Annotated in this window: 22 protein-coding genes; 17 read left to right on the top strand and 5 right to left on the bottom strand. The window is 67.8% G+C overall.

What is annotated here, in order from left to right; translation table 11 throughout:
* Positions 1 to 26: 26 nt before the first annotated feature.
* From AB0J16_RS12670 to AB0J16_RS12650, 5 genes are all read left to right on the top strand, one after another.
* Positions 27 to 1,535, top strand: coding sequence for a serine/threonine-protein kinase (locus AB0J16_RS12670; RefSeq protein ID WP_358537889.1), 1,509 nt, complete (start codon positions 27 to 29; stop codon positions 1,533 to 1,535).
* An 80-nt stretch (positions 1,536 to 1,615) separates the two neighbouring features.
* Positions 1,616 to 1,840, top strand: a complete 225-nt coding sequence (locus tag AB0J16_RS12665) for a type II toxin-antitoxin system VapB family antitoxin (RefSeq protein ID WP_358537887.1) — start codon at positions 1,616 to 1,618, stop codon at positions 1,838 to 1,840.
* Entirely contained in the window at positions 1,837 to 2,238 is a 402-nt protein-coding gene (locus AB0J16_RS12660; RefSeq protein ID WP_358537885.1) for a PIN domain nuclease, read from the top strand. The genes AB0J16_RS12665 and AB0J16_RS12660 overlap by 4 nt, the downstream gene beginning before the upstream one ends.
* Positions 2,239 to 2,378: 140 nt before the next feature.
* A complete protein-coding gene (locus AB0J16_RS12655) occupies positions 2,379 to 2,858 on the top strand; it encodes an Rrf2 family transcriptional regulator (RefSeq protein ID WP_358537882.1) in 480 nt (159 codons plus the stop codon).
* A gap of 90 nt (positions 2,859 to 2,948) precedes the next feature.
* Positions 2,949 to 4,220 carry an MFS transporter gene (locus AB0J16_RS12650; protein ID WP_358537879.1) on the top strand — a complete coding sequence of 424 codons (1,272 nt, stop codon included), beginning with the start codon at positions 2,949 to 2,951 and terminating at the stop codon, positions 4,218 to 4,220.
* A gap of 12 nt (positions 4,221 to 4,232) precedes the next feature.
* Here AB0J16_RS12650 and AB0J16_RS12645 read toward each other — a convergent pair whose 3' ends face one another.
* Positions 4,233 to 4,499 (bottom strand): winged helix-turn-helix domain-containing protein, encoded by a 267-nt coding sequence (locus AB0J16_RS12645; protein WP_358537876.1) that lies wholly within the window; start codon positions 4,497 to 4,499, stop codon positions 4,233 to 4,235.
* 86 nt (positions 4,500 to 4,585) lie between these two features.
* Here AB0J16_RS12645 and AB0J16_RS12640 point away from each other — a divergent pair, with 86 nt between their 5' ends.
* The 3 genes from AB0J16_RS12640 (at position 4,586) to AB0J16_RS12630 (ending at position 8,593) form a co-directional block, all read left to right on the top strand.
* Positions 4,586 to 4,807 carry a hypothetical protein gene (locus AB0J16_RS12640; protein WP_358537874.1) on the top strand — a complete coding sequence of 74 codons (222 nt, stop codon included), beginning with the start codon at positions 4,586 to 4,588 and terminating at the stop codon, positions 4,805 to 4,807.
* 712 nt (positions 4,808 to 5,519) lie between these two features.
* Positions 5,520 to 7,055, top strand: coding sequence for an aldehyde dehydrogenase family protein (locus AB0J16_RS12635; RefSeq protein WP_358537871.1), 1,536 nt, complete (start codon positions 5,520 to 5,522; stop codon positions 7,053 to 7,055).
* A 107-nt stretch (positions 7,056 to 7,162) separates the two neighbouring features.
* Positions 7,163 to 8,593, top strand: a complete 1,431-nt coding sequence (locus tag AB0J16_RS12630) for a CehA/McbA family metallohydrolase (protein ID WP_358537868.1) — start codon at positions 7,163 to 7,165, stop codon at positions 8,591 to 8,593.
* A gap of 64 nt (positions 8,594 to 8,657) precedes the next feature.
* Here the strand turns inward: AB0J16_RS12630 and glnII are convergent, their stop codons facing one another.
* Complete coding sequence (gene glnII, locus AB0J16_RS12625) at positions 8,658 to 9,677, bottom strand: glutamine synthetase (protein ID WP_358537865.1); 1,020 nt, start codon at positions 9,675 to 9,677, stop codon at positions 8,658 to 8,660.
* Positions 9,678 to 9,870: 193 nt separating this feature from the next.
* On the opposite strand from glnII, the gene AB0J16_RS12620 reads away from it, so the two are divergent.
* Positions 9,871 to 10,425 (top strand): hemerythrin domain-containing protein, encoded by a 555-nt coding sequence (locus AB0J16_RS12620; RefSeq protein ID WP_358537862.1) that lies wholly within the window; start codon positions 9,871 to 9,873, stop codon positions 10,423 to 10,425.
* A gap of 14 nt (positions 10,426 to 10,439) precedes the next feature.
* Here the strand turns inward: AB0J16_RS12620 and AB0J16_RS12615 are convergent, their stop codons facing one another.
* Both AB0J16_RS12615 and AB0J16_RS12610 read right to left on the bottom strand, forming a co-directional pair.
* Entirely contained in the window at positions 10,440 to 13,346 is a 2,907-nt protein-coding gene (locus AB0J16_RS12615; RefSeq protein ID WP_358537859.1) for an AAA family ATPase, read from the bottom strand.
* Positions 13,347 to 13,356: 10 nt separating this feature from the next.
* The gene (locus AB0J16_RS12610) at positions 13,357 to 14,034 is read right to left on the bottom strand and encodes a hypothetical protein (protein ID WP_358537856.1); all 678 of its coding nucleotides are present in this window, start codon (positions 14,032 to 14,034) and stop codon (positions 13,357 to 13,359) included.
* A 227-nt stretch (positions 14,035 to 14,261) separates the two neighbouring features.
* Between AB0J16_RS12610 and AB0J16_RS12605 the strand changes: the two genes are divergently transcribed.
* Entirely contained in the window at positions 14,262 to 14,597 is a 336-nt protein-coding gene (locus AB0J16_RS12605) for a carboxymuconolactone decarboxylase family protein (protein WP_358537853.1), read from the top strand.
* An 84-nt stretch (positions 14,598 to 14,681) separates the two neighbouring features.
* Complete coding sequence (locus AB0J16_RS12600) at positions 14,682 to 14,867, top strand: hypothetical protein (RefSeq protein ID WP_358537851.1); 186 nt, start codon at positions 14,682 to 14,684, stop codon at positions 14,865 to 14,867.
* A gap of 44 nt (positions 14,868 to 14,911) precedes the next feature.
* Here the strand turns inward: AB0J16_RS12600 and AB0J16_RS12595 are convergent, their stop codons facing one another.
* Entirely contained in the window at positions 14,912 to 15,847 is a 936-nt protein-coding gene (locus AB0J16_RS12595) for a hypothetical protein (RefSeq protein ID WP_358537848.1), read from the bottom strand.
* On the opposite strand from AB0J16_RS12595, the gene AB0J16_RS12590 reads away from it, so the two are divergent.
* From AB0J16_RS12590 to AB0J16_RS12565, 6 genes are all read left to right on the top strand, one after another.
* Positions 15,840 to 16,055, top strand: coding sequence for a hypothetical protein (locus AB0J16_RS12590; RefSeq protein WP_358537845.1), 216 nt, complete (start codon positions 15,840 to 15,842; stop codon positions 16,053 to 16,055). The two genes, AB0J16_RS12595 and AB0J16_RS12590, sit on opposite strands and share 8 nt — an antisense overlap.
* A 256-nt stretch (positions 16,056 to 16,311) precedes the next feature.
* The gene (locus AB0J16_RS12585; RefSeq protein ID WP_358537842.1) at positions 16,312 to 17,097 is read left to right on the top strand and encodes a neutral zinc metallopeptidase; all 786 of its coding nucleotides are present in this window, start codon (positions 16,312 to 16,314) and stop codon (positions 17,095 to 17,097) included.
* Between the two features lie 144 nt (positions 17,098 to 17,241).
* Positions 17,242 to 17,382 carry a hypothetical protein gene (locus AB0J16_RS12580; RefSeq protein ID WP_358537839.1) on the top strand — a complete coding sequence of 47 codons (141 nt, stop codon included), beginning with the start codon at positions 17,242 to 17,244 and terminating at the stop codon, positions 17,380 to 17,382.
* A gap of 153 nt (positions 17,383 to 17,535) precedes the next feature.
* Entirely contained in the window at positions 17,536 to 17,976 is a 441-nt protein-coding gene (locus AB0J16_RS12575) for an Hsp20/alpha crystallin family protein (RefSeq protein WP_358537836.1), read from the top strand.
* Positions 17,977 to 18,085: 109 nt separating this feature from the next.
* Positions 18,086 to 18,421 carry a MerR family transcriptional regulator gene (locus tag AB0J16_RS12570; RefSeq protein WP_358537833.1) on the top strand — a complete coding sequence of 112 codons (336 nt, stop codon included), beginning with the start codon at positions 18,086 to 18,088 and terminating at the stop codon, positions 18,419 to 18,421.
* A gap of 56 nt (positions 18,422 to 18,477) precedes the next feature.
* A complete protein-coding gene (locus AB0J16_RS12565; protein WP_358537830.1) occupies positions 18,478 to 19,227 on the top strand; it encodes an SDR family oxidoreductase in 750 nt (249 codons plus the stop codon).
* Positions 19,228 to 19,293 lie beyond the last annotated feature (66 nt).

Below are 19,293 nucleotides of genomic sequence, written 5' to 3'. Positions count from 1 at the left end.
AAGTCCGGAACGTCAGCAATAGCGCTGTGAGGCTGCTCACGGGTCGCTATCGGCTGCTCTCGCAGCTCGGCCAGGGCGGCATGGGCACGGTCTGGCGGGCGACGGACGAGCTCCTCCGGCAGGAAGTGGCCGTCAAGGAGGTGCGGCTCCCGTCGGACCTCGACGAGGCATCGCGGGCCGAGCTGACCGAACGCACACTCCGTGAGGCGCGCGCCGCGGCGACGCTGCGTTCCCACCCGTCCATCGTCACCGTGCACGATGTGGTCCTCGACGACGACCGGCCGTGGATCGTCATGGAGCTGGTCCGCGGCCGCTCCCTCGACCGGGCGGTACGCGACGACGGCCCCCTGCCGCCGCACCGGGTCGCCGAAATCGGCCTGCGGATGCTCGACGCGCTCGCGGCGGCGCACGCGTCGGGCATCCTGCACCGAGACGTCAAACCCGCCAACGTCATGCTCACCGACGACGGACGGGTGCTGCTGACCGACTTCGGCATCGCGACCGTCGCCGGAGACACCGGGCTCACGCAGACGGGGATGCTGAGCGGCTCGCCGGGCTACATCGCCCCGGAGCGTCTGCGGGGTGAGGCCGACGGCCCGCTCGCCGACCTGTGGTCGCTCGGCGCCACCCTGTTCACGGCGGTGGAGGGCGGCCCGCCGTTCGCCCGCCCGAACGAGGCCGCGGTGCTGGCCGCGGTGCTGATGCAGGAGCCTGCCCCCTTCCGCCTGGCCGGCCCGCTCGCCCCCGTGCTGGCCGCGATCTTGGACAAGGACCCGGAACGCCGCTGTCCCCCGGACGAGGTGGCCGGGTGGCTGGAGGCCATCTCACGCGGAGATTCCGCGACGGGCCCGGCTCCGAAACAAGAACGGACCATGCCGGGCCGCTCGCCCCAGCGTCCGCCTCGACGCGTCCGGCCCCAGGTCCTGGTGGGAGCCGCGCTGGCGGTGGTGCTGACCGTGGCAGCGGGGGTCGTGGTCGTGCCGATCCTGTTTCCGAACATCGTCCGCCTACTCGGCTACGCGCTCACACCCCGGACCACCTACTCCGCGGCACCGAGGTTCAGCCCGTCGCCGTCGGCGACGGCCACACCGCTGATCACTCGCGACTTCGAGGCCTGCGACCTGCTGACCAACGCCCAGACGCGCTCGCTGTTCGGCACTCCGATGAAGCGCCAGTACGTGCTCGACACCTCCTGCGGCTGGTCCGCGACGGACGGCACCGGCCTGCGCGTCATGGCGTTCCGTCTGCCCAATGCCTCGGCAGCCGGTCTCTACCACCAGAGCCTGGTCAAGTACATGAAGGACGAGCCGAAGCGCAACCCGGGGACCAAGCTCCGCAAAGGGCCGAAGGTCGGCGACGAGGCGTACAGCTATACCCAAAAGCGCACCTGGGGGTTCGCGCCCTACCAAACCCACACCACCTTCCGCCTGTTGAACGTCTCGGTGGTCATCGACGTCTCTGCCCGGCAACCTGGTCACGCCACTGCGGATCGGGCGGCCAAGCTCGTCGCGGCGTCCGTCAACAGGTATCGGTAGCCCAGCACGTCCAGTACCCGATTCTGTCGACCTGCTGCTGATATACTAATTCTGATTCGTATATACAGCGAGGTGACGTCATGACCAAGACCTTGATCGACCTCGACGACGAAGCCTTGGCCGAGGCCGCAAAGCTGCTCGGCACCTCCTCCAAGAAAGACACGGTCAACGCCGCCCTGCGAGAGATCGTCGATAGACGCAGACGGGCGGCGGCTGTGGCGCGCATGCGTGAGATGGTGGCCCAGGGAGAGATCGACTTCTCCGCCATCGACAAGAGCGACAGCGCACAACCGGACGTGGCGTGACGGAGCTCTATCTCATCGACACCAGCGCCTTGGTCCGCTTCTACCGAGGCCAGGCTGGGACGGAATGGGACCAGACCGTCTGCGCCGGGCTCGTCGGCATCTGCGAGCCGGTCAGACAGGAGTATCTTCGCGCCGTCGGCGGCCGACCCGCCTTCTACGAGGCCGGCGACCTCCTCCGGGAAACCTTCCCGTACTACGCCATCCCCGACTCCGCCTGGACCGAGACCGGCGAGTTGCAGCGCGAGCTCGCCGACAAGGGGTGGCACCAATGCGCCTCGCCGGTCGATCTGCTCATGGCGGTAACGGCCCGGCACCACAAGCTCACCGTGCTGCACGCGGACGCCGACTTCGACACCATCTCCCGCCTGACCGGACAGCCGGCGCGGTGGATCAGCTGACCGATCGTCGCCGGCGTCGTGAAACCGACCGTCCCCCTATCACCCTTCACCGGATACTTGATCGCGTTCCGGACCCGTTCCGGGATATGCGCCCGCATCCGCGACGAGGCCGGCGAATCGGGACATGTAATATCCCTGATATGTTCATGGGCGAGGGCGTCGAGTGGGGCCTGCACTGCTGTCTGGCACTGGCATGGCTGGAAGAACAGGCTCCCGTGGCCACGGCCCAGCTGGCGGAGATCTTCGAACTCCCGCCCGCCTACCTCAAGAAGCGGCTACAGCCGCTGGTCCGGGCGGGCATCCTGGCTTCCACCCCGGGCGCGCGCGGCGGCTACCGCCTGGCCCGTACGCCCGAGCGCATCACGCTCATGGACGTCGTGAGCGCGATCGAAGGCTCGGCCGAGGCGTTCCGCTGCACCGATATCCGGCAGCGCGGAGCCGGCGCGGAGACCCCCGCCCGGGAGTTCGAACGTCCATGCGGCATCGCCACCGCGATGCGCCGCGCCGAGCTGGCCTGGCGGCGTGAGCTGGCCGCCCAGACGCTCGCGGACCTCATCGCCGCCAGCCCTGCCGGCGCCCCTCGCCGAGTACAACGCTTCCACCAGCGGCTCGGCACCTGACGGCACAACCCGGCCGATCGGCCGGGCTCTCTTGCGACTGACGACACGGCCCGGCCAATCGGTCGGGCTCTCTTACGAAGGAGAATCGGGATGCCAAATGTCTCGATAATGGGCGGTCGAGCCACCGCACCTACCGGCCGGGCCGGCCGGGCCAGGGCCGCTCACCATCACCCGTCCCGGCAGGGCGGACTGGGCCCGGTCCTGGTCCTGGTCCTGGCCATGGGCACCTTCTCCGTGGGGACCGACGCCTTCGTCATGGCAGGTTTCCTGCCCAGCACCGCCGCGGACCTCGACATATCCACCGCCACGGCCGGGCAGGCCGTCACGGTCTTCGCCGCGGCCTACGCCTTACTGTCTCCGCTCCTGGCCACCGCGACCGCCCGCGCCCCACGCCGCGCGCTCCTGGTCACCGCCCTACTCGTCCTGGGCTTGGCGAACCTAGGCTCCGCCCTGGCTCCTAACTTCGCCCTGCTGATGGCCTCCAGGATCGCCGCCGCCGCAGGAGCCGCCGCGTTCACCCCGAACGCGGGCGCCGTAGCCGCCACCCTCGTACGTCCGGAACGACGAGCCCGAGCACTGGCCGTGGTCATCGGCGGGCTGACCATCGCCACCGCACTCGGCGTGCCACTCGGCGACCTGGCGGGCCACTGGCTGGGCTGGCGCCCCGCCCTCGCGCTGGTCGCCGGCCTCTGCCTGATCACCGCGATCGGCGTGGCCCTCCTGCTACCCGCCCTGCCCGCCAACCCGCCGGTCCCGCTACGCACCCGGCTGTCCGTCCTGGGCAACCCCGCAGTCCGCGCCATTCTCCCGCTGACCGTGCTCGGCATGGCAGCCGCCTACACGGTGTACGCCTACAGCGTCCCCGCCCTGTCGGCCGTCGGGATCACCCCCTCGGCCACCGTCTGGGTCCTGGCCCTTTACGGGGTGGGCGCCGTCGCGGGCAACCTCGCCGCCGGATACGCGACCGACCGCTGGGGCAGCGTCCGCGTCTTGACCACCGGCTACCTGACGATGGCCACGGGTCTGGGCCTTCTCGGCGCGTTGGCCGCCGCCCACACCACCTCCCCGGTCATGGTCGGCCTGCTCGCCATGGCCTGGGGCGCTGGTAGCTGGTGCCAGACGCCGCCGCAGCAGCACCGGCTGATCGCCGTCGCCCCCCACGAGGCTCCGCTGGTCGTGGCTCTGAACTCCTCCGCCATCTACGTGGGCATCGGCGCCGGAACCCTTCTCGGCGGACTGACTGTCTCCTTGGGCCCCACCAGCATGTACGCCGCTGCCACCGCTCTGGCCATCCTCGCCTTGACCTACCTCCTGGCCACCGCCGGCAGAGCTCGGGGGAAGAAATCCGAAGACACCCCCTGACCGGCTTGGTGCTCAGTCTGTGGGCGCTTGGCTCTCGGCGCGCTCGGTGTCGGTGGGCACGCCCACGAAGGTTCCCTTGCCCAGAACCGAGTAGAGCGTGCCGTCGGCAAGCAGGGCATTGAGCGCCCGACGGGCTGTCCCTTTGGAGACACCCAGTTCGACGGCCAGTCGCGGCTCGCCGGGGACGGGCATGCCCGGTTGGTATACGCCTGCTGCGATCCTGCGCCGGATCTCGTCCGCCACGGCCTGCCAGCGGAGCTCATCAGGCTTGAAGTCCATAGGGCAACGATAGGAACCCAAAGGTTCCCATTCATTCCTCGGGGTACCTAGGGGAAGGACTAGGAAGGTTCACGTAGCCTGCAGTTGTGCAACAACCTTCGGGCTACGACCTTGATGCGCTGCGTGCCACCTTCCCCGCCTGGTCCTTCTTCCGCAGTGATGCGGGGGCGTTCTACGCGACCCGGCGCGGTGTCCAACTCCGGAATGCCGACATCGACAGGGGGTTGCGGCAGACGGTGAGCGCAGACGACATGGACACGTTTGTGGCGCTGCTTCGCGACCAGGCCCTGATGGCGGTACGGTCGTGAACCGTCCGCCCCCGCACTTCGACTATCACGGCCTGCACGTGGCGGCCACCCCACACCCAGAGGCCATACGCGTGGACTGGGGGCAAAGTGTGCCACGCTGTTATCGGCGGCGAGTCCGCGAGCATACGTGCGTGTGTGAATACCCGATGTTCGAGCTCTGCACGGCCGGTGGGTTGTGGTTCATTCGGCGCATCCTCGGGGAGGCCGCCACTGACATTCTTGAAAGTACGTGGCTGCCTGCCCATGCTGCCCGAGATCTGTGGTGGCAGATCTTGACTGGTCGGGCGCGGTGACTCAGTGGCACTGCTCATTGTTCGAAGAAGACGCCTGCTGCCTACGGGCAATCTCGTCCGACCGCCGTCGACTAGTCTCGTGGGACCTCCGAGAAGGGGTTTTCTGTCACGATCATGGATCCACCCGGTCCAGAGCAGAACGATGATCCAACTGGTGGTTAGACGCGGGGCGCACCGTGAGCCTCGCTTTTCGATCAGACGGTCAACCCCCGGGGAGCGCGAGGGGCCGGGGCCCCTCGCCGGGGCGGAGCCCCAATGAGCACAGTCTGAGCGCAAGCGAAGGCCATGCCTGTCAACTGGGAAAACAGCCTGAGCGCAGCGAAGCCCCTGCTTGTGAGCAGCGGAAACAGCCTGAGCACAAGCGAAGTCCGTGCTTGGGGGATGATGGGCTGTGCTGAGGACCAAATGAGGAGGATCCGGTGACTCGTCAGATCGTCTCCGTTGTGGGTGGCAAGGACGCCGCCGGCACCGACACGTACGAATCGACCAACCCCGCACGCATCGCCGAGGTCGTCGCCCGCGTCGGCCTGGTCGATGCCCAGGCGTTCGCCGACGCCTGTCGCACCGCCAAGGAGGCGCAGCGGGAGTGGGCCAAGGTGCCGGCTCCGGTGAGGGGACGGGTGATCGCGTCGATCGGGCGGCTGGTCGAGGCCAATGCCGAGGCGCTGGCCCACCTGGTCACCCGGGAGATCGGCAAGCCGTACGCCGAAGCCCTGGGTGAGGTGCGGGAGATCGTTGACACGTGTGACTTCTTCCTCGGCGAGGGCCGCAGGCTGTACGGGCAGACCGTGCCGTCGGAGATGCCGGACAAGAAGCTTTTCACCTTCCGTAACCCGGTAGGTGTGGCGGCGGTGATCACCGCCGGCAACTTCCCGGTCGCGGTGCCGTCCTGGTATCTGGTCCCGGCGCTGCTCTGCGGCAATGCCGTGGTGTGGAAGCCGGCTGAATACGCGGCGGCCTCCGCGCATGCGATGTACCAGCTGTTCGCCGCCGCCGGGCTGCCCGACGGGGTGCTGAACATCGTGTTCGCCGATGGCGTCCAGACCTTCCGGGGGCTGGAGTTGGCGCTGGAGGAGGGCACGGTGCACAAGGTCGGGTTCACCGGGTCCAGCGAGGTCGGTAGGAAGATCGGGGAGCTCACCGGGCGGCATCTGCAGGCGGCCTGCCTGGAGCTGGGCGGGAAGAACCCGATGGTGATCATGCCGGACGCCGATCTCGATCTCGCCGTCGAGGGGGCGCTGTTCTCCGGCTTCGGTACGGCCGGTCAGCGCTGCACCAGCCTGGGCACGGTCATCGTGCATGAGAGCATTCACGATGAGTTCGTCGAGCGGTTCGCCCAGGCCGTACAGAACGCCAAGGTCGGTGACCCGGAGCAGGACGTGCTGGCGGGCCCGCTGCTGGACCAGAAGTTCGCGGATCGGTACGAGGAGTATCTGACCTGGATCCAGCCCCACCACCGCGTCGTGTCCGGAAATATCGGGAAAATTACCGAGGAAGCCCCGCGCCGCGACTTCACCGGCGACGGCGGTCTCTACTACCACCCCGTGGTGGTCGATGGCGTCAAGGCGACCGACCAGCTGTTCCTGGAGGAGACGTTCGGGCCCATCGTGGGCGTGACGACCTTCGAGACGATCGACGAGGCCATCGAGCTGGCCAACCTGCCCGGCTACGGCCTGTCCAGCTCGATCTACACCACCGACGCCCGGTACGCGTGGAAGTTCCGCGAGGGCATCTCCGCCGGCATGGTCAGCGTCAACAACTCGACGTCCGGCGCCGAGGCGCACCTGCCCTTCGGCGGCAACGGCAAGTCCGGCAACGGCAGCCGCCAGTCCGGCATGTGGGTGCTCGACCAGTTCACCCGCTGGCAGGCGATGAACTGGGACCACTCCGGCCACCTGCAGAAGGCCCAGATGGACGTCGCGGACATCGCACCGGATATGAACTTCCGGCTCTAGGTCCTTCTACCTTGAGGGAAGAAAACCACCCCGCCGGGAAGCACGGGCTTCCGGGCGGGTGATGGTCGTGTCACGATAACGGCGCCTTCGATTACAGGGAGAAGCCGATGCGTGACGATCCGACACCGTTAACCGAGGCGCCGACCACCCCGGTGCCGTCGACCAAGGCGCGGACTGCCGGACGGACGACCCAACGGGCTGCTCAACAAACCGCCCAGCAGATCGCGCAGCGGACGATCCGGCTGCGGGCAGGCTTCCCCTGTCGCTGGAGCGTGTGGAGCGCCGACGGCAAGGGCTGGTTCCCGCGCGACACCCCGCCGGCCCGCGACCTCGACGGCCTGCCGTACTTCCACGGCGACGACCTGGTGCTCGACGTCCCACGCGAACCGCTGACGGTCAGGGCGGCCAGAGGCATGGAGTACGACTGGGCGGAGACGACCCTCGTGCCGGGCGACGGCGAGACGCTGGTCGAGCTGGCCCCGCGGCGCATCTATGACGCGGCGGCCCGCGGCTGGTACGGCGCCGACCTCCACGTCCCGCTCAACCAGCCGTGCTGGTACGGCGCCGACCTGCACGACCCGCTCAACCAGCCGTCCCAGTGGGTGGCCGACTCGCAGCACGGCGAGGACCTGCACGTGGTCAACCTGCTGCCGGGCGACCAGGACGCCGTCGAGCGCTGGTCGGGGCGCGATCTGCCGTGGTCGGACGAGACGCACGTGGCCAGGGTGGATCTCGCCCACCACGCGCTCGGCCCTGAAGAGGGCTACGACAACGTCCGCAAGCTGCGCGAACGAGGCGCGCTCATCGGCTACGCCAACGCCTTCCGCGGTCCGGTCGAGACACCCGAGCAGCTCGTCGGCGACGGCGATCCGGGCTACGACGCGCGGCTGTCGGTGGTCGACGCGGCCCTCGGCCTGGTCGACAGCTTCTGCTCGGCGATCGGCTCGGACCGCGCCTACCGCAGGCTGATCGGCGCGGGCAACCGCGTCGCCGCCGTGGCCGGTATGGCCCATCGGCTCGGGCCGATCGGCCGCGAGCGCACCTACGCGCACGTCACCGGGCCGCTGACCGCCGAGTCCTACGCCGACGCGGTACGGTGCGGCCGCACGTTCGCCACGACCGGTCCGTTCCTTGAGCTGTCCATCGAGGGCCACGGCCCCGGCGCCACCCTCGACCTGACCCCCGGCAGCAGGGTGCGGGTCATCGGGCGGGTGATCGGGCCGCTGGTGGAGAACGTACGGCTGCTGACCGCCGACGGCGAACTGGCCGCCGGCCCGCCCGGTGAGGTGGCGGCGGAGCTGACGGTGATCTGGCCGACCTATGTGGTGGCGGTCGCCGAGGGCGGCGGGCAGGTACGGGCGCACACCAGCCCGGTCTACCTCGACGTCGAGGGCCGGCGGGTGGCCAGGGAAGAGGATGTGACGTTCTGCCTGCGCTGGCTGGAACTGCTCGAAGAGCTCGTCAGGGACCGGGTGAGCGCCGACTATCTGGCGGTCGTGGAGGAGGCCCGCAGGGTCTACCAGTCCCGCCTGGTGTGAAAAACGGAGGAACGCGGGCCCCATATCGGGGGTGCCCGCGTTCCTCTCTACTCGCTTACCGAGATCAGACCTGGCCGGCCTTCTCCAGGGCCGAGCAGCAGGTGTTGACCAGCAGGCGGGTGACCACGTACGGGTCGACGTTGGCGTTGGGGCGGCGGTCCTCGATGTAGCCCTTCTTGTCCACCTCGACCTGCCACGGGATGCGTACGGAGGCGCCGCGGTTGGAGACGCCGTAGCTGTACTTGTTCCACGGGGCGGTCTCGTGGGCGCCGGTCAGGCGGCTCTCGATGCCCACGCCGTACTGGGTGATGTGCTCCATCGGCTTGTCACCCTCGCCGAGAGCCTCGCACGCGGTGATGATGGGCTCGTAGCCCTCGCGCATCGCCTTGGTGGAGAAGTTGGTGTGCGCGCCGGCGCCGTTCCAGTCGCCACGGGCGGGCTTGGCGTCGAGCGTGGCCTCCACGCCGAACTCCTCAGCCGTACGGTAGAGCAGCCAGCGGGCGATCCACATGTGGTCGGAGACCTCCAGCGGACCGGCCGGGCCCACCTGGAACTCCCACTGACCCGGCATGACCTCGGCGTTGATACCGGAGATCGCGAGACCGGCGGCGAGGCAGCGGTCGAGGTGAAGCTCGACGATGTCGCGGCCGAAGATCGCGTCGGCGCCCACACCGCAGTAGTAGGGGCCCTGCGGGGCGGGGAAGCCGCCCTCGGGGAAGCCCAGCGGGCGGCTGCCCTTGAAGAAGGTGTATTCCTGCTCGATGCCGAACCAGGAGTCCTGGTCGGCGAACTGCTCGGCGATCGGGCGGAGCAGGGCGCGGGTGTTGCTCTTGTGCGGGGCGCCGTCGATCTCCTCGACCTCGCACAGGACCAGCACGCTGGTACCGCCGCGGATCGGGTCGGGACAGGTGAAGACCGGACGGAGCACGCGGTCCGAGGAGTGGCCCTCGGCCTGGTTCGTGCTGGAACCGTCGAAACCCCAGACCGGCGGCTCGGCTCCGTCAGCCAGGATTCTGGTCTTCGAGCGCAGCAGGGCGGTGGGCTCGGTGCCGTCGATCCAGATGTACTCAGCCTTGTAGCTCACGTCGGTCCTTTCAGGATGTCTCACAGCCACGCCGAGTCTTGCGGTCAACCGTTTCCCGGTTTTTGCCCGAATGTGAACGTCGTGTTAATCAGTACGGAGAGTCCACCGGGCTATAAGATCATTTATTACAAAATGGGGGGATCTTCATGTACGACCTGTGGTCCGCGCCGGAGGCTGCCGGGCTGGAGTGCCAGTGACAGTGACCGACCTCGACGAGGCGCGCAGGCCACGCGGCCACAAGCACGATCCCGAGGCTCTCACGCCGGGGCAGCGGCAGCTCGGCCGGCACCTGATCGACGTGCACAACGGCTACCGCCAGGAGATGCGACAGGTCCTGGACGCGCTCGACCAGGTCGCCGCGGGCGTCCTCGACGCGGCCGCCCTGCGCTCGGTGATCAACCAGCTGACCATGCGCCAGAACTACTGGACGCTGGGCGCGTTCTGCGCGACGTTCTGCCGGCTGGTGACCGTGCATCACACGATCGAGGACGAGGCCATGTACCCGGCGATACTCGAGCGCGACGGCTCGCTCGGGCCGGTGATCGACAAGCTCAAAGAGGAGCACGAGGTCATCGCCGGACTGCTGACCCGGCTCGACCAGGCGTGTGTGGACCTGGTGGCCGGGGACACCGGCCTCGACCGGGTACGGGCCGAGGCCGAGCAGCTGGCCGCCGTCCTGTCCTCGCACTTCACCTATGAAGAGGAGGAGCTGGTCGAGCCGATCGGCCGGCTCGACATACGGGTCTAAGGCTCCCGCCTGCTTTAGGGCCTCCTGTCCGTTTCCCTGCCGTCGTAGCCGAGCAGCCGCATGGCCGTGTCGGGGTCCATCGCGGCGGCCAGCAGTTGCGCCCTGGCGTGGGCCTGGTCGCGTTCGTGTTCCGCCTTGGCCTGCGCCCCTCGTACCGCTCTGATGGCGATGAGCGCCAGGCCGGCGCCCACGATCACCGCCACCACGACGACGAACAGGACGAGCAGCAGTCCGGGCGAGGCCATCCCGGCGACCGGGATCGCGCCCGTCAGGACCAGGCCGGTGAGGAGCGCGAGCACGACGAGCGCCAGCAGACTGGCGACGACGACCCACGCCCGGCGCCTGGGCGGCGGCGGCTCGACCGGCTGGGGCGACGGCGCCGCGTAGACGGGCGCGGGGTCAGGCGCCCACGGCACGAACTCGGGCCTGCCCGGCTCGGCGACGATCTCGGCGGTCACCACGGCGGGCTCGGCGGCCAGGACAGTCCCTACCGGCTCGGGTTGAAGAACCGGCCCAGGTTGAAGGGCGGGCCCGACCGGCCACCCGGGGGTCTGGCCGTTGGGCTGGTAGGCAGGCTCTTCCACCTGCCCAGGCAGGTCGCGCTCGATCCGGCTGTGCTCCTTGTGCGCCCTGGCCGCGTCCCGGTGGTACTCCTCCAGTTCCTGGTACAGCTCGTCGGAGGCGTAGATCGTGCCATCGATCAGCGGCCCGGTCTCCCGCTCGATGATCGCCACGACGTCGTCGCCGTTGAGCGTCTTGTGCGTCTCCAGCGCGTGCGCGAGGCAGAGCACGTCGCGGCGATGTTCCTCCAGCAGCCGCTCGGTCTTCTCCAGCAGCCGGACCAGGTTGAACTCGATCCGCTCGCCCAGCACGTCAGGCGCCAGCTCGGCCTGGCCCCGGCTCGGCTCCCGCTCGGTGATGCCGATCGGGCCGCCGCCGCGCCGTGGCATCGCCTTGCCGCCGTGGATCTCCAGCTCCTGCAGCGCGGGAAGGGAGGTGACGCCCGAGCCCATCCCCCAGTACGACTCCATGAGCGCCGTCAGGAACGTCGCCGAGTGCAGGTCGCTGGAGACGCCGGAGGAGTTGTCCTCGCCGAAGAACATCCGCTCCCCCGCCAGAGAGGCGAGCGAGACCATGATGTCGGCCTCGTACTCGGACTTCCACCGGGTGAACTGGTCCTCAGGCTTGATCGAGGCGACCATGCCCAGGTAGTCGGCGCCCTTCTCGATCGTGGCGATGTCGATCTCCAGGTGGAAGCGGGTCACGTAGGCCACCACGGCGTGGCACGCCTCGTGCACGGCCACGGCGTGCCGCTCCCGCTCGATGTACTCGACGTCTTCGGGCGGGCCGAGCTGCTTGAGTCGCTTGGCCCGCAGTACGTCGGACCAGGAGATGATCTCCCGGCCGTCGCGGATCGCGGTGATCAGCGATTCGTTCACCAGGTCCTTGATCGTGGCGCCCGTCGCGTACGGGGTGATGGTGGCGAGCTTGTCGATCTGCTGCTCGGTCAGCTCGTGGTCGACCTTGTCGAAATAGCCCTGGTACGTGCGGACCCGTCCGGCCTTGGAGGGGTAGCCGACCTTGTAGATGCGGTCGATGCGGCCGGGACGCAGCAGCGCCTCGTCGAGCGCGTCGGGCCGGTTGGTGGCCATCATGACGAGGATGCGGAACTTGGGCGGCGGCTTGGGCCGCATCCCCAGCAGCCGCCTGACCAGGCGGTTGAAGAAGCCGCGCGGCTTCTTGAGCCCGGACAGCTCGGTGAGCAGGGCCTGCAGGGTGCCCGGGTCGCCGCTGTTCATGCCGCCACCGCCCATGAAGAAGCGGTTGCGGGTCTCCGGCTCCTCCACCTCCCGCCGGGCGCGGAAGGCGAGCACCGAGCGGGTCTCCTCGGACAGATAGTTGGCGCCGTGACAGCCGGAGAAGCCGCCGCCCTGCCCCTGCGGGCCCTGCTGGGCGAGCCGGCCGCGCTTGCCCAGCGAGTCGGCCTCGTCGAAGAAGACGATCACCCCGCCGTACCGGAGCGCGAGCTTGCGCAGCTTCCTGAAGAGGGTCTTGACCTTGAGGATGCCGATGCCCATAAACATGTTCGTGAACGCGCCGGGGTCGACGAACACGTACGGCTTGCCCGTCTCGCCGGCCACCGCCTCGGCCATCAGCGTCTTGCCGGTGCCCGGCGGCCCCCACAGCAGCAGGCCGCTGGGCACGTACCCGCCGCGCCTCTCGATCTCGTCGGGCCGTTCCAGGAAGACGATGTTCTCCTGGACGCGTTCGACGACGTGGTCCTGTCCCCAGACGTCGGAGAAGCGGGTCTTGATGTCGTCGGGGAAGTACGTCTCGACGCCGCCTCTGGACAGGAACCAGAACAGGCCGACGAACTGGATGATGACCACGAAGAACAGGAACACGATCTGGATCAGGAACGGCATCGCCTTCCAGATCAGCGCGGGCGCGCTGAACAGGGCGAGGAACGGGCTGGTCTCAAGCACCGCGCCGAGTACCAGCGCGATCAGCACCACCCAGAAGACGATCTTCGCGGCGCGGGAGAAGCGATACCTGGTCCAGTCGTCGAAGCGCCGGTGTGACCACCGCTCGAACCCGCCGAAGACACGGTGGCTCCAGAAGCGGTGGTAGGCCGACCAGCGCTCGCTGACGAAGAAGTGGAGCTGCCGCAGCGCCTCGACGCCCAGCAGCCAGAAGATCCACTGATAGGCGTACGCGATGGCCCGCATGGCCTCGCCGAAGGACACGATGCCCTCGTAGTCGGCCATCACCTTCCAGGTGAGGACGAGGAAGGCGAGGACCAGCCCGATGAGGAACTTGCTGCGATCCCAGAACCGCATCTTCTTCCTGGTCACGGCTTCGGGATCGGAGGGGCCGCTACCGGGCGCGCGCAGCCCGCCGTGATGCGTGGTCGTGGTCAATGACGCTCCCTCATCCGGGCAGCCGGAGCAGCTTGAAGGTTTGCTCGATCTTGTCGAACTCGGCCGCGCGCGCTCGGAAGCAGATCGCCTGGCAGCCGATGAGCATCACGGAGACCGTGGCTCCCCGCTCGTCGAGGATGGCGGTGTGGTCGAAGGTCTGGACGTCGCCGCCGATCTGGTAGTTGAAGCGAACCCGTACTCCCCTGGCGCCACGGTCCAGCTGGAGGATCTGATCGCTGATCGACTCGAACCGGTTGAACAGCGGTTGCCGCCCGGCCTCGGTCGCCTTGGACAGGTACATCGCGCGGATCTGCGCGGTCACCGGCAGGACGAAGTCACGCAGCCGATCCAGCGACATCCCGTCCCGCTGCTCGTCGGTGAGCTTGTGCACGGTGGCGTAGATGAACGGATCCGTCGAGCTGAGCAGGTGCGTGACGGACGGCTGCGCGGACTGGTCGAAGGCCGTGGACCAGACCCGCTCGCGACGCAGCCGGGCCGCCTCCGAGTTCGGATGGTCGCCCGACAGGGAGAGTTCGATCGGATAGGCGTTGAGCTGGCTGAAGGAGGACGGCACCTTGAAGTAGGTGGTGCCTTCCTTGTCACGTACGTAGGTGAAATCCGGCTGCCCGCACGCTGACAGCATGACGATCGCGGTCATGAGCGCGATCCAAGCCCGTGTCTTGTTCACCAGGGCTTACCTCCGCTTTACGGACCAACGGAGTTGTTGTGCCCGCTTTCATGCGGAATGAGGCCGAGTGTACGGTGATAAATCTTGACCAAATCTTGGCCGTACCTTGGCTTCAGTTGTTACAGATCCGCTCGAAGCGGACGTCCCCACTGCGTTGGCGTGCCCCCATTGGTTCAACCGGCAAAGTAGCGAAAGATAGAGGGATCCCCTGCTACCCGGAGCGGACAATGACAGAACCGGCCATGGAGACAGTGGACAGCTTCGGCATGACGGCGGAGCGGATGTTCGCCGACCTCTGGTCACGCGGCGTCCTCTCGGCCAAGGAGCGCCACCTGCTCCTGCTCGGCCTGCTCGTCGGGCAGGGCATCGACGACCAGCTGGAGGTGCGACTCGACGCCGCGTTGCGCGCGGGCGACCTGAGTGAGAGCGAGCTGCGGGAGGTCGTGGTCTTCCTCACCCACTACGCGGGCTGGACCCGTGGCTCGCGACTGAACAATCAGGTCGAGGATCTGATCGAGGGCGTCAGGCGGGATCGATCCGATAGAGGAGACCTTGGCGGCTGAGCGCGTAGAGCTCCTGCTCATCCCTGACCGGACATATCACCGCGCATAAGCCTCTGCGCCATCGCTTGGTCGTACGATGGCGGTATGAGGAGTAAAGCCATCGCACTTGTGGCAGCCGCCGCCGCCCTCGTGGTGGCGGCGACGGTGGTCGTGATTTTCCGTTCGCCCGCTCCCGACGAAGCGGCGACCGGGGTCCAAAATACGCGCGCTCCGCAGGACATCGCGTCCCACTGGACCAAGGAGCGCATGAATGAGGCCAGCCCGGGATGACGAAAAGCGAGGGGCCGTCAAGCCCCTCGCCTCTTTTATCGTGATTAGTGGGCCGTTACATCGTTATAAACGTTGACAGCCCCGTCACCGTGGTAGGGCGACTTGTAGACGATATTGGTGGGGTTCTGGTTGGCGTCGACGTCCCGGTGGCTGTTGGCGCCGATGATGTAGCCCCAGCCTCGGCTCAGCTGGAGGTCCTGCAGCCAGGGGCCGCCGCTGGAGCCGTGGAACATGTCGTTGTTCATGTGCATACGGTCGTCGGAGGAGCTGGCGCGGGTGACGTTGCCGAAGCAGTACCACAGGTCGTTGCCGGTGAAGTCGGTGCGCTGGTAGCCGTCCTGCGGGAAACCGAAGGCGTTGATGCCGGTCCACGCCTGGCCCTGGTTGAACTTGTAGCCTTGCGAGCCGGTCCAGTCCTGGAGGTTGCCGCGGGCCGGCTGCGGGTTGAAGGCGATGGCCGCGATGTCGTAACTCCAGTTGTGGTTGTTGAACCAGCCGTTCGTCGTGTTGGCGTATCGCCAGGTCCAGCGGCCCTGAGGCTCTAGCCCGTTGTCGGCGTCGGGGACGAAGATGAAGTCGCGGAACCAGCCGGACGCGCCACCGCTCCCCGCGTGCACGCAGTGGCCGGAGGTCCAGACCGTGTTCTTGTTGGCGGCGTTGATCACGCTGCCGGTGCAGTAGCCGGAGCTGTTGTCATTGCGCGTGTAGTAGATCTTGCCGATCGTGAGGGCGGGCATGCTCCCCTGACGCCCCCAGCGCTCGGCCCGCTGGCCGGCGAGCAGACCGGACGACGGACTGGCGGACCGGCTGATCTTCCTGGTCGGCAGCGACCCCTCGGCCGAGCGGCTGGGCAGAACGTTCTTGACCTGCTCCGGCGCCGCTTTCGCGTCCGGGACCGCCACGACCGGCTCCGGCGTGGCCGCGCGCATGCGTTCGGCGGTCCAGTGGGCCTGGATGCTCTTGCTGTCGGACTTGTTCACCGCCCCCGTGGCGGATGCGGCAGGGGAAGGTGCTGCCGTCGCGGTCGCGGTCGCGCTCAACCCCGAGACTGCCAGCAATGTCGCAAAAGCGACAATTGCGGCGCGCCTTGAGCGTGCACTCATGAATCTTCCCTTCCGTGAAGCGATTCTGGCGAACTTTTTCATCTTGAGAGGTCGCCGCTTCAATGTGAAGGGGTATGGGAATTAATTTTCGCCGACGCCCGAATGACGGCGCTGATTTTGATATCTAACATTTCACATGACAATAAATGGCATTTGTGACAGTGCTGGTGGCTGGCGAGTCAATAGCGGTGTTTGTTACTCCGGCGCCCTCTTGGGTCGGCCATTCCCGACCCCCGCCCGGGCAGGCCCGCGCCCCCGCATCGAGACGACGCACAGTGAAGGAACGGATACAAAGGAATTGATGATGCGAAAACACGCCAGCGGCCCTATTGTCACCCCTCGTGAGAAAATTTCCGATCATGGCGCTGACCGTCGCGTCGATGCTCTCCTTAACCGGTACGGCCACCGCCGCGACGACGGCGGCCGACCCCGTGAAACACCCCAAGCTGATCGCCAACCCCCTCTACGAGGCCGGCGCGCTGCCCGTCACGACCTGTGACGAGCCGCCGGTCAAGCGCAACAACCGCAAGCTGGCCCGCGCCTACATCGACGCGATCGTCGCCTGCCTCGACACCACTTGGGAACAGCACCTCACCGCCGCCGGCCTGCCCTTCAGCAAGCCCAAGGTTCGGCACGTGGACAAGTTCCCGAAGACGTACTGCGGCATGAAGACCCGCAAGGACGACTCCCAGGTCTACTACTGCGACCGCACCAACACGCTGACCTTCCAGGTCGGCAAGTCGTGGCTCGAGGACCCGTCCGACATGTGGCTGCTCAATACGGTCTCCTACGTGTACGGCTGGCACGTCAAGAAGCTCGTCGGAATCGCCGACGCCTATGACGTGCTGTCGGTCCACAGCAAGGCCGAGGACCGCGAGCTGAGCCGGCGCAGCTCCCTCCAGAACGAGTGCTTCTCCGGCGCGTTCATCAAGAGCGTCTGGCCGCTGAAGGGCAGGACCACCAAGGACTGGACCTACCTGCAGAGCATGCAGAACGGTGACTCAGCCGGCGAGGCGCGCTGGTACGGCAAGACGGCCACCATCGTCGCCTGGAGCAAGCGCGGCTTCGCCACCGGCGACCCGGGCTCGTGCAACACCTGGGCGGCACCCTCCTCGAAGGTGGCCTAGCCCTTTCGCATCGGCATCCCGGCGGCTGCCCTACCGCGGTCGCCGGATCGCCATGCAGGCCGTCCGTCGCCGAGAATTACGGTCATCAGAGACTCTAGGTAGTCTTAAGATCACACTAAGCGACGCACTGGCGAGGAGGCCGGCATGGGCAAACACGAGCGTGAGCGCGACGAAAAGGACGAGCAGCAGGACAAGTCCTTCGAGACCGAAAAGCCGGGGCCGGACAAGCAGGCAAGCGGGCGCGGCAAGCACAGCAGCGATCGCGGTGGCCGCGGCGAGAAGTGACCGGGGGCTCGCCCCGGGAGCGACACCGCGGCAACCAGTTGACAACTTCGCCTGGAGAGAACTTATAATTCCAGCTGTAGGTTTCCTCTCGGACGGAGGATAGGTATTCCGGGGGACTGAGGAGCCCCCGGGTGTCTTCGGAGGTGAAGCGCGATGCTGCTCACGTCGATCGACCCGTTCATCCAGGAGTTCGAGCGCCAGTTCGACCGTCTCGCCCGCCAAGCCAACGCTCAGGGCAACGGGGCCACGATGCCGATGGACGGGCTCCGCCGCGCCGACGATGTGGTGCTGCGGTTCGACCTGCCCGGCGTCGACCCCGACTCCATCGAGGTCACCGTCGACCGCGGCGTCCTGTCGGTGACCGCGCGGCGCGAGGAGGAGTACGAGCAGGACGAGCGCCTGTTCGTACGGGAGCGGGTAATGGGCTCCTTCACACGCCGGGTCTACCTGTCCGAGCACCTGGATGCCAACGCGATCGAGGCCGCCTACAACAACGGCGTGCTGGCGGTGCGGATCCCGGTGCTGGAGCAGGCCAAGCCGCGCAAGGTGGCCATCCAGCGCACCACCGAGTCACACAAGGCGATCAAGAGCTGACCGCCCACGCAGCGCCCGTTGCACCTGGACAGGCCACGGCCCCGCCCCGGTACGGCCCCTTCGAGCGCCACCGGGCGGGGCCGCCCGCATTCCGACAGGAGGAACGGTCATGAAACTCCCCATGGACGACGAACACGCGGCCCTGTTCACTGTCGGCCAGGTGGCGAACATGCTGGACGTACAGCAGGCGTTCCTGCGGCGCATCGACGACAACCAGGTGGTCTCCCCCCAGCGCTCGTCGGGCGGACAGCGCCGCTACAGCCGCCACGAGATCGGCCGCGTCCAAGAAGTGGTGACGATGATGGACCAGGGCATGACGCTGCCGGCCATCCGTCGCATCATCGAGCTACAGCACGAACTCGCCGAGATCACCCGCGAACGCGACGAACTCGCCCGGCGCCTGGCGGACGCCCAATCCCGCCCGGAGCACATCGAACGCCCCTGAGCACCGGTGAGCACGCTCCCACCAGACGGTGACGGGAGAGGCGTTAAGGTGCTGCCATGCCTACCGCATTGATCACGGGCGCGACCGCCGGCATCGGCGCCGCCTTCGCCCGCCGACTGGCCGCCGACGGGTTCAGCCTGGTCCTGGTGGCCCGCGACGAGGCCCGGCTGGGCGAGATCGCGGGCCAGCTCAAGCTCAGGTACGGCGTCAGCGTCGAGTCGCTGCCCGCCGATCTCGCCACCGACGACGGCCTCGCCCGGGTCGAGGCGCGGCTGCGCGATGGAGTCGATCTCCTGGTGAACAACGCCGGCTTCGGACACCCCCAGAAGTTCCTGGAGGTGCCGGTCGAGGACGAGCTACGCATGCTCAAGGTCCACTGTGAGGCCGTGCTGAGGCTGACGCTCGCCGCGCTACCCGGGATGAGGGAGCGCGACCGGGGCGGCGTGATCAACGTGGCCTCCGTCGCGGCGTTCTTCGTCCACGGCACCTACAGCGCGTCCAAGGCGTGGGTGGTGAACTTCAGCGAGGCGACCGCGGCCGAGGTGGGCAATCCGCGTATCAAGGTGATGGCCTTGTGTCCCGGCTTCGTGCGGACGGAGTTCCACGACCGGGCGTACATGGACACCTCCCACATCCCCCGCTTCCTGTGGCTCAAGGCCGACAACGTGGTCAACGCGGCCATGCGCGACCTGGCCCTGGGCAAGCGGGTGTCGATTCCGGACGTGCGGTACAAGGCGGTCGCGGCGATCGGCAGGTTCGTCCCTCGCACGATCGTCAGCAGCGCGGCGGCGAAATTCGGCCGCTGAGGTCGTACAAGGCCGCTGAGGTCGTACAAGCAGGCGGGCCCCCACCGCGGGAGGGGGTCGCGGTGG

The organism is Nonomuraea sp. NPDC049750, from assembly GCF_040659625.1.
In the GTDB taxonomy this organism is placed as follows: domain Bacteria; phylum Actinomycetota; class Actinomycetes; order Streptosporangiales; family Streptosporangiaceae; genus Nonomuraea.
The sequence above is the reverse complement of the archived record's forward strand: the minus strand, read 5'-3'. Positions and strand labels throughout refer to the sequence as shown.

What these genes read in the sequence shown, in the direction of transcription:
- AB0J16_RS12655 (WP_358537882.1), top strand. Translation starts at nt 2,379, where the DNA reads ATGTTCATGGGCGAGGGCGTCGAGTGGGGCCTGCACTGCTGTCTGGCA.
- AB0J16_RS12565 (WP_358537830.1), top strand. Translation starts at nt 18,478, where the DNA reads ATGCCTACCGCATTGATCACGGGCGCGACCGCCGGCATCGGCGCCGCC.
- AB0J16_RS12605 (WP_358537853.1), top strand. Translation starts at nt 14,262, where the DNA reads ATGACAGAACCGGCCATGGAGACAGTGGACAGCTTCGGCATGACGGCG.
- AB0J16_RS12580 (WP_358537839.1), top strand. Translation starts at nt 17,242, where the DNA reads ATGGGCAAACACGAGCGTGAGCGCGACGAAAAGGACGAGCAGCAGGAC.
- AB0J16_RS12650 (WP_358537879.1), top strand. Translation starts at nt 2,949, where the DNA reads ATGCCAAATGTCTCGATAATGGGCGGTCGAGCCACCGCACCTACCGGC.
- AB0J16_RS12570 (WP_358537833.1), top strand. Translation starts at nt 18,086, where the DNA reads ATGAAACTCCCCATGGACGACGAACACGCGGCCCTGTTCACTGTCGGC.
- AB0J16_RS12600 (WP_358537851.1), top strand. Translation starts at nt 14,682, where the DNA reads ATGAGGAGTAAAGCCATCGCACTTGTGGCAGCCGCCGCCGCCCTCGTG.
- AB0J16_RS12645 (WP_358537876.1), bottom strand. Translation starts at nt 4,499, where the DNA reads ATGGACTTCAAGCCTGATGAGCTCCGCTGGCAGGCCGTGGCGGACGAG.
- AB0J16_RS12575 (WP_358537836.1), top strand. Translation starts at nt 17,536, where the DNA reads ATGCTGCTCACGTCGATCGACCCGTTCATCCAGGAGTTCGAGCGCCAG.
- AB0J16_RS12665 (WP_358537887.1), top strand. Translation starts at nt 1,616, where the DNA reads ATGACCAAGACCTTGATCGACCTCGACGACGAAGCCTTGGCCGAGGCC.
- AB0J16_RS12630 (WP_358537868.1), top strand. Translation starts at nt 7,163, where the DNA reads ATGCGTGACGATCCGACACCGTTAACCGAGGCGCCGACCACCCCGGTG.